At 43.3% G+C, this 14,053-nt stretch carries 12 protein-coding genes and 1 pseudogene; 9 read left to right on the plus strand and 4 right to left on the minus strand.

All coding sequences use genetic code 11. From position 1 onward, the window contains the following. The first annotated feature begins 3 nt into the window (after positions 1-3). The 5 genes from mreC (at position 4) to JZ784_RS00925 (ending at position 3,690) form a co-directional block, all read left to right on the plus strand. The gene (gene mreC, locus JZ784_RS00905) at positions 4-861 is read left to right on the plus strand and encodes a rod shape-determining protein MreC (RefSeq protein ID WP_005011656.1); all 858 of its coding nucleotides are present in this window, start codon (positions 4-6) and stop codon (positions 859-861) included. After that, positions 848-1,339 (plus strand): rod shape-determining protein MreD, encoded by a 492-nt coding sequence (mreD, locus tag JZ784_RS00910; RefSeq protein ID WP_346313472.1) that lies wholly within the window; start codon positions 848-850, stop codon positions 1,337-1,339. Before mreC ends, mreD begins: the two co-directional genes overlap by 14 nt. Beyond that, a complete protein-coding gene (locus JZ784_RS00915; RefSeq protein ID WP_346313473.1) occupies positions 1,327-1,893 on the plus strand; it encodes a Maf-like protein in 567 nt (188 codons plus the stop codon). Before mreD ends, JZ784_RS00915 begins: the two co-directional genes overlap by 13 nt. Before the next feature lie 41 nt (positions 1,894-1,934). Beyond that, on the plus strand, positions 1,935-3,389 hold the full coding sequence (rng, locus tag JZ784_RS00920; protein ID WP_346313474.1) for a ribonuclease G: 1,455 nt from the start codon (positions 1,935-1,937) through the stop codon (positions 3,387-3,389). A 127-nt stretch (positions 3,390-3,516) separates the two neighbouring features. Next, complete coding sequence (locus JZ784_RS00925) at positions 3,517-3,690, plus strand: PA1571 family protein (protein ID WP_086211437.1); 174 nt, start codon at positions 3,517-3,519, stop codon at positions 3,688-3,690. A gap of 101 nt (positions 3,691-3,791) precedes the next feature. Here the strand turns inward: JZ784_RS00925 and JZ784_RS00930 are convergent, their stop codons facing one another. Together JZ784_RS00930 and JZ784_RS00935 are read right to left on the minus strand one after the other, a co-directional pair. Continuing rightward, positions 3,792-5,171 carry a wax ester/triacylglycerol synthase family O-acyltransferase gene (locus tag JZ784_RS00930; RefSeq protein ID WP_346313475.1) on the minus strand — a complete coding sequence of 460 codons (1,380 nt, stop codon included), beginning with the start codon at positions 5,169-5,171 and terminating at the stop codon, positions 3,792-3,794. 166 nt (positions 5,172-5,337) lie between these two features. Next, positions 5,338-6,072, minus strand: a complete 735-nt coding sequence (locus tag JZ784_RS00935) for a phosphoadenylyl-sulfate reductase (RefSeq protein WP_346313476.1) — start codon at positions 6,070-6,072, stop codon at positions 5,338-5,340. A 196-nt stretch (positions 6,073-6,268) separates the two neighbouring features. Between JZ784_RS00935 and thrH the strand changes: the two genes are divergently transcribed. After that, positions 6,269-6,886 (plus strand): bifunctional phosphoserine phosphatase/homoserine phosphotransferase ThrH, encoded by a 618-nt coding sequence (gene thrH, locus JZ784_RS00940; protein ID WP_005011640.1) that lies wholly within the window; start codon positions 6,269-6,271, stop codon positions 6,884-6,886. 84 nt (positions 6,887-6,970) lie between these two features. Here the strand turns inward: thrH and JZ784_RS00945 are convergent, their stop codons facing one another. Together JZ784_RS00945 and JZ784_RS00950 are read right to left on the minus strand one after the other, a co-directional pair. Then, positions 6,971-8,128 (minus strand): outer membrane protein transport protein, encoded by a 1,158-nt coding sequence (locus tag JZ784_RS00945; protein WP_346313477.1) that lies wholly within the window; start codon positions 8,126-8,128, stop codon positions 6,971-6,973. A gap of 309 nt (positions 8,129-8,437) precedes the next feature. Further along, entirely contained in the window at positions 8,438-9,679 is a 1,242-nt protein-coding gene (locus JZ784_RS00950; protein ID WP_346313478.1) for an outer membrane protein transport protein, read from the minus strand. 314 nt (positions 9,680-9,993) lie between these two features. On the opposite strand from JZ784_RS00950, the pseudogene JZ784_RS00955 reads away from it, so the two are divergent. The 3 genes and pseudogenes from JZ784_RS00955 to kdpB form a co-directional block, all read left to right on the plus strand. After that, positions 9,994-10,134: pseudogene (locus JZ784_RS00955) on the plus strand (IS3 family transposase); the annotation flags it as partial. A 175-nt stretch (positions 10,135-10,309) separates the two neighbouring features. Continuing rightward, on the plus strand, positions 10,310-12,016 hold the full coding sequence (gene kdpA / locus JZ784_RS00960) for a potassium-transporting ATPase subunit KdpA (RefSeq protein ID WP_346313479.1): 1,707 nt from the start codon (positions 10,310-10,312) through the stop codon (positions 12,014-12,016). A 16-nt stretch (positions 12,017-12,032) separates the two neighbouring features. Continuing rightward, entirely contained in the window at positions 12,033-14,045 is a 2,013-nt protein-coding gene (gene kdpB / locus JZ784_RS00965) for a potassium-transporting ATPase subunit KdpB (RefSeq protein WP_346313480.1), read from the plus strand. Positions 14,046-14,053 lie beyond the last annotated feature (8 nt).

Below are 14,053 nucleotides of genomic sequence, written 5' to 3' on the forward strand. Positions count from 1 at the left end.
CGGGTGCAAACTCAACTGTTTTCAAGACAGCCGCCATCTTTTCGCTCATTTATCATTGCGGTGATTGCATGTCTGGTGGTGCTTTTCTTTGATTGGCGCATGCCGCATGTAATTCAACCGGCAAGAGACGTCTTGTATGCAGCCTATAATCCCATTTATGCTGCTGCAAGCTATCCAGTGTTATCGCGAGAATGGCTGAATCAACAAACCAAGTCAGAAGCTCAACTGCGCCGTGAAAACACCGCGATGCAGGCTGAACTGCTTCAGGCTCAAGTCCGGTTGCAAAAACTCTCTGAGCTCTCTGCAGAGAATACCCGTTTGCGCGGCTTATTAGACACGCCTTTAATTATTGACGGCCGCATGGAAATTGCAGAAGTGATTGGCACCGATGCAGATCCGCTGCGCCATATTATTGTGATTAACCGCGGAGCCAGCAGCCAGCTGAAAGTCGGCCAAACTGTGCTGGATGATAAAGGCATTATGGGGCAGATTGTCAATGTCTACCCGCATAGCAGCCGAATCATGCTGCTGTCTGATAAGGAACATTCTTTATCTGTGCGTTTGGAACGTACGGGCATGCGCGCAATTGTAACCGGCACAGGTGATCTTGGGCGCTTAAAAATGGAATATGTTCCAACCAGCGCCAATATCAAAGTAGGTGAAAAAGTGTATAGCTCCGGCCTAGGGGCACATTTCCCGGCAGGCTATTTAGTCGGTACGGTGTCTAAAGTGCAGCGCCATAACTCGGGTGAATTTTCACAGATTGATGTTATTCCTGCTGCGCAATTAGCGGGCGGACACCATGTGGTGGTGCTGTTTTCAGACTCATTAGCGATGGAGCAGCCGAATGCCGATCGCTAAACTGAACCGGCCGACAAGCCGGGATCCGCTGTTTGCTATTATCATTTCGGTGATCATGGCATCGGCGCTGATGGTCTATCCATTGTCCTATGAAGTTTCGGGCTGGCGTCCGTTATTCATGCTGATGATTACGCTGTTTTGGGTGCTGTGCCAGCCCACATGGTGCGGGGTGTGGTTTGCTTTCGGCACGGGTCTCTTTGTTGATCTATTGGTCGATGCGCCATTGGGCATGAATGCGCTGAGTTTTGTGCTGATCTCATTTATAGCCAGATTTTTGACGCGTGAACGCCGCATTTTAACCTTCGGCAATCTATGGATTATCTCGTCGATTGCAATTCTTGCGCATCTGTTCTTTATTTGGATCGCGCAGGTGATGAGCGGCGTGCATTTTTCTTTTGCGCGTCATTGGCAGCCGCTGCTAAGCAGCGTATTGGTCTGGCCTGTCATTTATTATTTGCTGAAAAAATGGCGCATTTAATTCTGGCTTCCAGTTCGCCTCGGCGCAATGAGCTGCTCAGCCAGCTGGGGCTGACATTTGATATCTACAGCCCGGACATTGACGAGTCTATACTGCATGGTGAAACTGCCGCGGTATATGTCGAGCGTTTGGCCAGAATGAAAGCCAAAGCCGTACAGATGCGCTTTCCAGATGCAGTCATTGTGGCTGCGGATACCAGTCTAGGTGTTGACGGGCGTATTTTAGGCAAGCCTGAATCCAAACAGCATGCCTTTGAAATTTGGGCGCAAATCTCAGGCCGAAAACATGATGTTTTTTCAGGTGTTTGCGTACGTACAAAAGAACAAATTTGCAGTATAGTAGTGCGTACACAGGTTGAATTTCAGGCGCTGAGCCTCAGGGATATGGAAGATTACTGGGCTACGGGTGAACCTTTGGGCAAGGCGGGAGCCTATGCGATTCAAGGCATTGCCGCCCGCTATATTCCACGCATTGACGGCAGCTATTCAAATGTTGTCGGATTGCCTCTGCATGAAACCGCACAGTTATTACAGACAGTTAAAGCACTAAATTAACTGCTGAAAAAAAGAATTTTTATAATGCTTTGAGTTTTATTATGTCTGACGAGTTGCTGATTAACGTCACACCGATGGAGTGCCGTGTCGCGTTAATCGAAAATGGTACAGTCAATGAATTATTTGTTGAGCGTACTGTTAAACGCGGGTTAGTGGGCAATATTTACAAAGGAAAAGTGGTTCGCGTGCTGCCCGGCATGCAGGCGGCTTTTGTTGATATTGGGCTGTCACGCACTGCATTTCTGCATATCAATGATATGGTCTGGCCAAAAAATCAGCCGACGCCAAATGTCTTTGAACTGCTGCAGCCTGGTCAGGTTCTGACGGTTCAAGTCATGAAAGATATGCTGGGCACGAAAGGCGCCCGTTTAAGCACAGATCTTTCCATTCCGTCCCGCTATTTGGTCATGATGCCTTTTGGCAGTCATACAGGCGTGTCGCAGCGGATTGAATCTGAAGAAGAGCGTGACCGCCTTCGCAGCATGATTGAGCGCATTCAGGCGGAACATAAATTGCCGGGCTCCGTCATTGTGCGCACCGCCGCGGAAGGCATTGCTGAAGCCGAAATTGCTCAGGATATGGCCTATTTGGCGAAATTGTGGGAATTTATTCAGCGCAAGCAAAAAATCATCGCTGTGCCTTCATTGATTTTTGAAGAATTGCCTTTGCCGCAGCGGGTGATCCGCGATTTAGCCAATGCAGAGACCTCTAAAATTCATGTCGATTCACGGGAAATTCACGCCAAACTGACCGAGTTTGTAGACGAATTTGTCCCGACTATGCGCAACCGCCTGATTCATTATCCGGGCGAACGTCCAATCTTTGATTTATACAATGTTGAGGAAGACATTCAGAAGGCCCTGCAGACCCGTGTCGCGCTGAAATCTGGCGGTTATCTGATGATTGATCAGACTGAAGCGATGACCACCATCGATGTGAATACGGGCTCTTATGTCGGCGGCCGCACATTAGAAGATACTGTTTTTAAAACCAACATGGAAGCGACACAGGTCATTGCGCGCCAGCTGCGCCTGCGCAATTTGGGCGGCATTATCATTATCGATTTCATTGATATGCAGGAAGCGCATCATCGTGAACAGGTGATGAGCCAGTTTGACAAAATGCTGGAACGGGATCACGCCAAAACCAAAATTACCCAAGTTTCAGAGCTGGGCTTGGTGGAAATGACCCGGAAGCGTACCCGTGAATCTTTGGAGCATTTGCTGTGTGAATCGTGTCCGACTTGTCAGGGACGGGGTTATGTGAAAACAGCCGAGACAGTGTGTTACGAAATCTTTCGGGAAATCTTGCGCTATGCGCGGGCTTTTGAAAATCAGAGTGGCTTTACTGTCGTTGCGCATCCATCGGTGATTGACCGCTTGTTAACAGCAGAAGCGCCCGCTGTCTCTGATTTAGAGCACTTTATCAGCGGCGTGATTAAGTTCCAGGTGGAAAATCTATATACGCAAGAGCAATACGATATCATCTTGAGCTGAAATTGTAACAGAATATCGTTAAACACTTGTTACAACTGAAATTTTACTTTTGAACTGTATTTTTTATACTTAACACATCGAATAGCCAAAACCTTTTTTGAACAGGTTTAGCAATGTGAGGTGTGAGATGGGTGTAAGTAAAGCAGTAATGAGTACAGGTTTAAAGCATATGCTGGACGCTAAAACAATGCATTCAGCTTATATCGTAGATGAGCGCGGCAATGAAGTGCAAATCACTGCATCGATGATCCGCACAGCATGCCATCAATTATTAAAACAGTGCCGAAATATTAAAAATTAAGGGGCAATTTAAAAGCCCCTTTTTTTTTAATCATTTTTTTTAAATATTAATTACAACATTCTGCCAAACCTGATTGGCAATTTATTCCAGCGGGTTTGCGGTCAGCTAACCGCCTGAAGCTTTGGGTTGTTTTTATTCACGATTTCTTCAAATCTCTGAATTTCTTCTTCCAAATGTGTCAGCAGGTTTTGCATTTTCGGCAAAGCATTGCGGCATGCGGTCAGGCCCACTTCCAATTTGTCCAAATAGCTGGTCATGGTAATGTTCAGCGCTTGACCGTCTAAAACAATAGAGGCAGGGTAGAGTGCATCCAGGCGCGCGCCATTCCAGTATAAAGGTTCGCGTGGTCCCGGCACATTAGAAATCACCAAATTGAATGCCTGGCGTTTTGGCATTAAGCCGGAAGCGATATTTAAGCCGGCAGCGCCATAAACAAAAGCGCTATAATTTAAAATCTGATTGGCATTCATGCGTTTAAAACGTTCTTTGGCATTCAGTACGCTGCGGCGCACAATTTTAAGGCGCTCAAGCGGATCTTCTTTGTGAGTGCCTAAGTTGGCCAGAATCATGGTTATGCGGTTGGACATATCCGAATCATCCGTACGCACAGATGCGGGAACCATGGCAATCAACGGTTTTTTCGGCAGCGCATTTTGGCTGATGAGATATTCACGCAATGCGCCTGAACAAATGGCCAAAACAATATCATTAATGGTCACGCCCAGTTCTTTGGCAATATGCGCTAATCTTGCAAACTCAAAGGATTGCGCGGCGAAACGGCGCGACGAACTGACCCGCTGATTCAGAATAGAACTCGGCGCCTGAAAGCTGGAGACATAATCAGGATTGCGCCCCATATCTTTCATTACAGTCTGAGACAGTTCATATATCACACGCGGTGTCGATTCCAGCTGACCTTTCAGTCCATCCATTAAGCCTTTGATACGGCTGACTTTTGGCACTTTTAAACGCTTCGCACGGGGACCTTCAACACACCAGGGTGGAACAATGCGTTTCGCATTCGGGTCATCTGAAAGCGATTTCTCCACTAAGCGCATGCCTGCAATGCCGTCGACCATGGCATGGTGGATTTTAAAATACATGCCAAAACGGTTGCCTTCAATGCCTTCAATAATATGGCAAGTCCACAGCGGTTTAGCGCGGTCAATCAGCGTACTGTGCTCTTGCGATATATAAGTCAAAAGCTCACGGATGCGGCCAGGGTGGGGCAGGGCAATGTGGCGGAAATGGTGATCTAAATCGAACTCTTCATCTTCATCCCAAAAAAAGCCATTTAAGCGGTTATTGAAGGGCGGGATTGGAATTGATTTTGAATTTCGGATATCTGTAACCAGATCTTGAATAAAACTGGATGGCGCATTATCTGGAATCGTAAATAAAAATAGTCCGCCAACATGCATCGGCTGCTGACGCTTTTCTAAAGTGAGAAATATAAAATCAATCGGATGTAATGGACGCATAGCGTGGATTGCCTCACTGCAATGTCTAGGGACGCTCCTATATGAGCTGCCTTGTTAGAATTATAAATTACTCTGAAATTATAGCTGTTTTCCATCAGAATAAAACTGCTTTATATGTATCAATACGTCGAAAAAAACCACTGCTCAGGCAATGGTTTAGGCTTGATTATTTCTTTAAGTTTCCGGCGTGTAAGCCGCATTCTTTATGTGTGGCGTCTTCCCACCACCAGCGGCCTTCGCGTTCATGCTGATTTGGCAATACAGGCCGGGTGCACGGTTCACAGCCGATGGAAATAAAGCCGCGTTCATGCAATGGATTATAGGGAATTTCCATCAGGCGGATATAGTTCCAGACATCGGCGCTAGACCAGTTGGCTAAAGGATTATATTTAATCAGCTGCTTGCCTGGGCCTGAAAAACCTGGGTCAGCTTGCACGACAGGAATCTCATTGCGGGTGCCTGGGCTCTGATCTTTACGCTGACCGGTAATCCAGCCATCTAAAGTCGCCAGTTTTTTACGCAGCGGCTGAACTTTACGGATGCCGCAGCATTCTTTATGGTCATCCTGATAAAAGCTGAAGAAGCCTTTTTTAGTCACTAATTGTTGAATGGCTTCAGTTTCAGGGAAGCAAATCTCAATATCAATATTATAGTGTTTACGCACGGCATCAATGAATTGATAAGTTTCGGCATGCAGGCGGCCTGTATCCAGGCTGAAAACACGAAAAGGCTTGCCTAAATGCGAGGCCATATCAATAAGAACCACATCTTCTGCACCGGAAAATGAAATGGCAATTTCGCCTTCTTGGCTCAGTGCAAGTTCAATAATTTCGTTTGGAGATTTATCTGCATATTCAGCTGCAAGCGCATCTACAATATCGATCGTTGGGATTGTTGTCATGATTGTCCTGGCGATAGGCTTGGAAACATTAAGCCTATATTAATTTATTTCACAACTATTTTAATAGAATTGATAAATACGACTTATCACTAAAAAATAGATACTTATGAAAAAAATAGATTTAAAAAAGAACAAGGCAAAAGCTATTTCTTAAGCTATGATAGTGCAAATTTTTTCACTGAGATTAGGAGAGTCCATGGAAATCGTATGTCTTGATTTAGAAGGTGTTTTAGTTCCGGAAATCTGGATTAATTTTGCTAAAAAAACTGGAATTAAAGAGTTGGAAGCAACTACACGCGATATTCCAGACTACGATGTGCTGATGACTCAGCGTTTGAATATTTTAAAAGAGCATGGCTTAGGCTTAAATGATATTCAAGCGGTTATTGCAGATATGGGGCCATTTGAAGGCGCCAAAGAATTTGTAAAATGGGTGAGCACGCATTTCCAGCTGATTATTCTATCTGACACATTCTACGAATTTGCGCATCCTTTAATGAAGCAGCTAGATTGGCCAACGATTTTTTGCCATAAGTTAGAAACGGATGAAAATGGCATGATCACCGATTATAAGCTGCGTCAGCCGGATCAAAAGCGTCAAGCGGTAAAAGCATTGCATGGCTTAAACTTCCGCGTTATCGCTGCCGGTGATTCTTATAATGATACAACCATGCTGGGCGAGGCTGATCATGGCTTCTTGTTTGATGCGCCTGAAAATGTCATTGCAGAATTTCCGCAGTTCCCGCCGATTCATGGCTATGAAGCACTGAAAGAAGCGATCCGTAAATCATCTGTGCGAAATATTCCTGCTTGATTTAACCCTGCAGACATTTTATTGCTGAAAAAGAGAAGGGCGCCGTTGGCGCCCTTTTTTGCATTCTAATTTAAGTCATATCAATTAGAAGCGGTAACCAATTTTCATGCCGTAAGCGATGGCATTGTTGTCTTCAAAGCTGCCAACGACATTTCCGCCTGTTTGTGCTTTAGCATCACCTAACCACAGGTATTTGACACCAGCGGCGATGAAATAGCTTTCAGCAGGACTGTATTGACCGCCTAAGCCTACACTCCAAAAGCCTTCTGTTGGGCCAAGTGTAGTTACAGGGTTGCCTGCGCCAGAATCATAACCGACAGAAGCAGTTCCTGCCCATTTGTCATTAAACTTGCGGGAAACACCTGTGTTAATAGACCATTGGTCATCAGAGTAGTCGATTAAATTTTGCGCTTTGCCTTGAGCGAGTAAAGTTGCTGCTGCTAAATATGCAGGTTTCACTGCAAATTGATCCCAATGTACCCAACGGATATTAGCAAAAGCCAAAGTATTTTTTGCGATACCTGACTGTAAGTCTAAATTGACAGATTGAGGCGTTACAACTTCTGTCTGGCTATTTGGACGAATCACAGAACCAAAACCGAATGTTTCAGATGATTCTAATTCATGTTTGATTTCGGAACGGTAAGTGACGGCGGCTTTCAATGCAATTTCAGGAATTGAGTATGCTGCGCCTGCAATCCAGCCGAATGCATCATCTTCTTTAAGGTTAATGTCATAGCCGCCTAGCTTAGCTGGGCCGCCGTAGGCTTGACCGCGCAGTGACACTTGGCCTTTAACTGTTTGATAAACAGGGCCTGCATAAAAATTCCAATTTTCATTTGGCTGGTAACCAATTAATGCCGTTATGTTATTGGTTCTAACTTCTACATGTGTTCCTTGATTTTTTGACTTTTCTGCAAAAATACTGTTTTCGGTTACATAAGTTGCATCGGCACCATAGGGCTGATCATAGATTAAACCTAATGAAATTTTATCAGTTGCTTGCACTTTGATTGCAGCAGATGGAAAGTAGTAATCATCGCCCATATCACTTACTTTATTGCCAGCGATGTCTTTACCTTCTACTGTCGGGTCAAGGACAGTAAAACCTGCTTCAGCATAATTTCCAGGTTGAAGGAATGCTGAAATAGACTGACCAGAGCGGTCTAATCCTGCTGCAAAAACAGAAGTGGCTGGCAATAAGCTGATGAGAATCGCTTTAGATAACTGGCTGAGCTTCATAGTTTTCCCTGTTTGTAACTTTTAGTAATCGATCAATGCAGGGAAAGTAACATAATATGAAAATGAGTAAATACTCAGGAGTGCTCTAGAAATGAACGCGGGAATGCAAAAAAAGTAGTTGTATAGAGTAAAAAGTCTATTTGGAGTAATCTATCTAAATGATTTTTAATAGGAAAATAGAGTATTTATTTTAATTTTTATATTTCATTATCAAAAAAATTAAATGGGTGTTTTTAAAGCAATTGATTCGTTGTGAAGAAATGAGAAGAAGACCATAGCAAACTATGGCCTTCTTACAATTTTAATTAATTAGAATCTATAACCGATTTTTAAGCCATAAGCCCAAGCTGTATTGTCTTCAAATTTTGCAACTGTATTAGACGTGTTGAACTGTGCACCAGATTGAGCATCAGCATCACCTAGCCAGAAGTATTTAACACCGCCTGCAATAAAGTAGTTTGCTGCAGGGCTGAATTGAACACCTAAACCTAAGTTCCAGTAGCCTTCTGTAGGGCCAAGTGTTGAAATAGGATTGCCTGCGCCAGTGTCATAACCTACAGAAATGTTGCCAGCCCATTGTTCACTGAGTTTACGGCCAACACCCACTGTTGCAGAAATTTGATCATCTGAATATGCTACTAGATCAAAGCCATTTGGTTGACCAATTGCTGGGCCAACAGTGCCACTTGCTTTACCAAAGGCATATGGGCGGATTGCAAACTTAGACCATTCAACCCAACGCACGTTAGCAAATGCAACTGTATCAGCCATAATGCCGGTCTGGAAATCTAAGTTAACAGATTGCGGAGTTGTAATATCGCTTGAACCTTGATTTGCATAAAAATTAATTAAATTAGGTACAGGAAGAGCTGTTAAATTTGTACCACTAGATGATTCATCAATATTTACTGAGTGCTCAATTTCAGAACGATAAGTTAGAGATGCCTTTAAAGCTATTTCTGGAATTTGGTATGCAACGCCAGCTAACCAGCCTACTGCACTATCTTCACCAATATTGGCTTTGTAACCTGCAAATCCTGTGCTTGGTGAAGCTGTGCCGCTATATGCTGTGCCTTGAAGTTCAACATTCCCTTTAATTGTTTGGTATACCGCACCACCATAAATATTCCAGTTAACCGTAGGTTGATAACCAAAAATCATAGAAAGATTCTGAGTATCAACTTCGACTGCAGTATGGCCAGTAGGACTAGTAAACATATTTGACGTAGTGTATTCAGCATCTGCACCATATGGCTGATCATAAAGTAAGCCAAATGAGAAGTTATCTGTAAGTTGTAACTTTAAAGCAGCTGAAGGGAAATAATAGTCACCAGCCATATCACCAGTTTCTTGGCTAGTCGGGTTAGTTGCTGTAACGTTTGATTTACCTGAAACTTCTGGGTCTAAAACTGAGATGCCTGCTTCAAAATAGTTGCCAGGCTGTAAAAATGCAGCAATGGATTGACCAGAACGATCTAGCGCTGCTGCAAATACGCCAGTGGCTGGTAATGTTGCAAGAATTAATGCTGTCGTTAGCTTTTTTAATTTCATTCTTCATCTTTCCTTGGTGTACAAATTGAAGTTACTGCATTTTTATTTGAGTTACAGGGGCATTGGCTATGGATAAATCTTTGGCTTCCAATGCGCTGAATTGTTACTCCATGTGACAAAAATAGCACAAAAAAAATAAGAGTAAATGCTCTAGATAAAAAAATCAGAATAAAAATGCGTCTGTTTGGAGTAATTGCACTAATTATTTAAAGTTTTATTTTATAACTATCTGTTTTTAAATTGGAAAAAATGAATTTAAATGAGAACTAGCGAGTTATAAAAAAAACAAAAATATGTGAATTTTAATCTTAATTAATGCTGTCTTTTTTGACTCTATTGGGAGTTAAGACAATTGGGTCAGAAGATATTCTGTAAATGGCTGGCTAAGTCCTGAAGCTTTTGAGCCGAAAGATTTTAAAAATTTAGAGGGACTTATTGTCCGCTATACTGTCTAGGATCAGTATTGTAAAAACAAAAGCAGCGAATTCGCTGTTTTTTCTTTGGGTAAAAAAAAATAAACTTTTTCTTTCAGAATTTACGCAAAATTTACGCCATCCGCAGTTTTGAATATAGAGAATTTACGCCCTCAATTTCCATACTAACGCTGACCTATTTTAAATGGCATTTGCTATGTGGGAATTTATTTCTGTATTTGTCTTTTCATTGCTGTTGGCTTATCCGCTTGGTGCTTACCTCGCCGATGTGATGCAAGCCAAGCCAATGAAAAGTGACCATTTTTTTAAATGGATTGAGCAGCCGATTTATGCTGTTCTGGGTGTTAAGCAGGTCGGTATGAACTGGCGGCAATATCTGGGTGCTTTTGCCCTCAGTAATGCTTTACTGCTTGGGGCGAGTGTCACTATTTTAATGACACAGGCATGGCTACCATTAAATCCTGATCATATTCCCAATATGAATTGGGATTTGGCTTTACACACCACAATTTCCTTCCTGACCAATACTAACCAGCAGCATTATTCAGGACAAGCTCAACTGTCCTATTTATCGCAAATGACAGTCATTGTTGGACTGCAGTATTTGTCGCCAATTATTGGGCTGGCTTTATTGGTGGCAATGTTAAGGGCTTTATTCCTGCAATCACGCCAATCGGAAGATTCAGATCCAAAGGATTGGAATCATATTAATCTCGGTAATTATTGGATGGATATTATTCGCCCATTATTTAGATTCTTTATTCCATTGGGTTTAGTTTTTTCTTTGCTACTGACCTTTCAAGGCGTTCCTGCAACTTTATCAGCAGGTCCAACTGTACAGGTCTTGGATCAAACCGTAGAGCTTAAAAACCAACATATTCCATTGGGTCCTGTTGCGCCGATGGTGGCGATTAAACAACTGGGGAGCAATGGTGGAGGGTGGTATGGCCCAAATAGTAGTGTGCCCTTAGAAAACCCAACACCTTTATCCAATGTGATTGAGATGATTGCGATCTTACTCATTCCATTGTCAGCAGTATTTATGGTTGGACGCTTTATCCAACGTAAAAAATTGATGTGGATGATTTTTGGCACCATGTTACTAATGTCATTGGCTTCAACCTTGTTGACTATATGGACAGAAAAATCATCTTTAATTTTAAATGCTGCGTTGATGGAAGGGAAAGAGCTTCGTTTCGGTGCGGATGCATCTGCATTGTGGGGAAGCTTGACCACGCAAGTGAATAACGGTTCGGTCAATATGATGCATGATTCTGCCTCACCACTGACGGGGTTGGTTGAACTGTGCAATATGTTGATCAATGCCATTTGGGGCGGTATCGGCTGTGGGCTATTACAGTTCTTTATTTACCTGTTCTTGGCGGTATTTATTGCAGGCTTAATGACGGGGCGTACCCCTGAATTGTTTGGTCGAAAAGTTGAAGTGACTGAAATTAAGTTATTGGCTTTCGTAATTCTGCTGCAACCTGTGGTGATTCTTGGTCTGACAGCGATTGCAATTGCTTTCCCATCCATTACAGGCAATTCAAATCCAGCGTTCCACGGCATTAGCCAAGTGTTCTATGAGTATGTCTCTGCTTTTGCGAATAATGGTTCAGGTTTTGAAGGCTTAGGTGATAACACGGTATGGTGGAATCTCAGTGCCAGTGTTGCTTTGTTGGCAGGTCGTTACAGCGTACTGATCATCCCTGTATTGATCGCAGTCAGTTTGGCAACCAAACCACAAGCAGCCGAAAGCAAAGGCTCTTTACACATCGAGTCTCCAACTTTTGCATTGACCTTAATTGGAATCGTGCTGATTTTGACCTTATTGCAATTCATGCCCGTGTTGGTGATTGGACCAATTGCCGATTATTTATCTGTGCTATCTGTGAAAGTTTAAGCGTGGAGCGACAACAATGAAACATTCAAATGCGACACAACACATGGATATTTTGAATAAAGAAATTATTCAGCAAACTTTTCATAAACTACTGCCACAGTATGCTTTTAAAAATCCAGTCATGGCATGTGTATGGGTAGGCACAGTCTTAACCATTGCGGCAACCTTGATGGGCAGTACCAGTTTAGGTTTTGGACTGCTGTTGGGCTTGATTCTGTTGGTCACAGTTTTATTTGCCAATTATGCTGAAGCGGTTGCAGAAGCCAAAGGGCGTGGACAAGCAGCATCCTTACGTCAGGCACGTGAGAATTTAACCGCAAATCGGATTGCAGATCTCAAAGCTGTACCCACCATGATTTCGGCAAATTTATTGAAAAAAGATGATTTAATCATCGTTAAAGCAGGTGAAATTGTGCCTGCGGATGGCGAGATTATCCAAGGCTTTGCCACCATCAATGAATCAGCAGTTACAGGCGAATCTGCGCCAGTACTACGTGAAGCTAATACGGACCGTTCTGGTGTGATCGGTGGAACCAAAGTTTTGACTGATGAAATTATTATTCGGGTCAGTAGTGAGGCAGGACATAGTTTCCTAGACCGTATGATTGCTTTGGTTGAAGGCGCTAACCGTCAAAAAACACCGAATGAGGTTGCACTGAGTATTTTGCTCAACATCATGACCATTACCTTTATTGCAGTGGTAGTGACCTTACCTGTGATTGGTTCAATGGTCGGGATCAAAATCAGCATCGTCTTGTTGATTGCTCTATTGGTTTGTTTGATTCCAACCACGATTGGCGGCTTATTACCTGCGATTGGGATTGCAGGGATGAACCGTGCGTTAAAAGCCAATGTCTTAGCCAAATCAGGGAAAGCGGTTGAAGTTGCAGGTGATATTGACGTATTGCTGTTGGATAAAACAGGTACGATCACCTATGGCGACCGTCAGGCTACTGCATTTTATCCATTGGCAGGTGTCAGCCCAAGTGAGTTACGCCAAGCAGCCATGCTGACCTCTTTTGCTGATCCAACCCCTGAAGGTAAATCTGTGGTGAGTTTAGGTAAAGAAATGAGGGAAAGTGTCCAAGAGCCTCAAGATGCGGAGTTTATCCAATTTAGTGCATCGACACGTTTATCAGGTGTGGATTTAGCCACTGGGCAAAAGATTCGTAAAGGTGCAGTGGATGCGATTCTTAAATTTACCAATCAAGAGATCAAAGACAATGTTGAGCTAAAAACCAGAGTGGAACAGGTGGCGTCTAAAGGTGCAACACCATTGGTCGTGGCTTCGAATCACAGTATTTTAGGCGTGATTGAACTTTCAGATGTGATTAAGTCTGGAATTAAAGAACGTTTTGCACTGTTACGTGAGATGGGTATTAAAACCATTATGGTGACAGGGGATAATCCATTAACAGCGGCAGCAATTGCAGCAGAAGCAGGCGTGGATGATTATATTGCCGAAGCTCGACCTGAAGATAAATTAGCGTGTATTCGTAAAGAGCAAGCTGCAGGTAAATTGGTTGCAATGGTTGGCGATGGTACCAATGATGCACCAGCTTTAGCACAGGCTGACATTGGTCTAGCAATGAACTCAGGTACACAAGCAGCGAAAGAGGCTGGCAATATGGTGGACTTGGATTCCGACCCAACCAAATTGCTGGATGTGGTGGAAATTGGTAAACAACAATTGATTACCCGTGGTGCATTAACCACCTTTTCTCTGGCAAATGATGTCTCCAAGTACTTTGTGATTTTACCTGCACTGTTTGCAGTCGCAATTCCACAACTTGGGGTACTCAATATCCTGCAGCTCAGTAGTCCAAGCAGTGCCGTGATTTCAGCATTGATTTTTAATGCGCTGATTATTCCGATGCTGATTCCATTGGCACTCAAAGGTGTTCAATTTAAACCTGCCAGTGCTTTGCAATTGTTACGCCGTAATATGCTGATTTACGGTGTAGGTGGCGTGGTGTTTCCGTTTATTGCGATCAAGTTAATTGACCTTGTTGTGTCCTTGTGGATTTAGGAGTGAGA

The organism is Acinetobacter sp. CWB-B33 (genome assembly GCF_039655955.1).
In the GTDB taxonomy this organism is placed as follows: domain Bacteria; phylum Pseudomonadota; class Gammaproteobacteria; order Pseudomonadales; family Moraxellaceae; genus Acinetobacter; species Acinetobacter bouvetii.

Bases quoted from the DNA above. Each gene is read 5' to 3' on its own strand.
- mreD (WP_346313472.1), top strand. From the start codon at position 848: ATGCCGATCGCTAAACTGAACCGGCCGACAAGCCGGGATCCGCTGTTT.
- JZ784_RS00915 (WP_346313473.1), top strand. From the start codon at position 1,327: ATGGCGCATTTAATTCTGGCTTCCAGTTCGCCTCGGCGCAATGAGCTG.
- rng (WP_346313474.1), top strand. From the start codon at position 1,935: ATGTCTGACGAGTTGCTGATTAACGTCACACCGATGGAGTGCCGTGTC.
- JZ784_RS00925 (WP_086211437.1), top strand. From the start codon at position 3,517: ATGGGTGTAAGTAAAGCAGTAATGAGTACAGGTTTAAAGCATATGCTG.
- JZ784_RS00930 (WP_346313475.1), bottom strand. From the start codon at position 5,171: ATGCGTCCATTACATCCGATTGATTTTATATTTCTCACTTTAGAAAAG.
- JZ784_RS00935 (WP_346313476.1), bottom strand. From the start codon at position 6,072: ATGACAACAATCCCAACGATCGATATTGTAGATGCGCTTGCAGCTGAA.
- thrH (WP_005011640.1), top strand. From the start codon at position 6,269: ATGGAAATCGTATGTCTTGATTTAGAAGGTGTTTTAGTTCCGGAAATC.
- JZ784_RS00945 (WP_346313477.1), bottom strand. From the start codon at position 8,128: ATGAAGCTCAGCCAGTTATCTAAAGCGATTCTCATCAGCTTATTGCCA.
- JZ784_RS00950 (WP_346313478.1), bottom strand. From the start codon at position 9,679: ATGAAATTAAAAAAGCTAACGACAGCATTAATTCTTGCAACATTACCA.
- kdpA (WP_346313479.1), top strand. From the start codon at position 10,310: ATGTGGGAATTTATTTCTGTATTTGTCTTTTCATTGCTGTTGGCTTAT.
- kdpB (WP_346313480.1), top strand. From the start codon at position 12,033: ATGAAACATTCAAATGCGACACAACACATGGATATTTTGAATAAAGAA.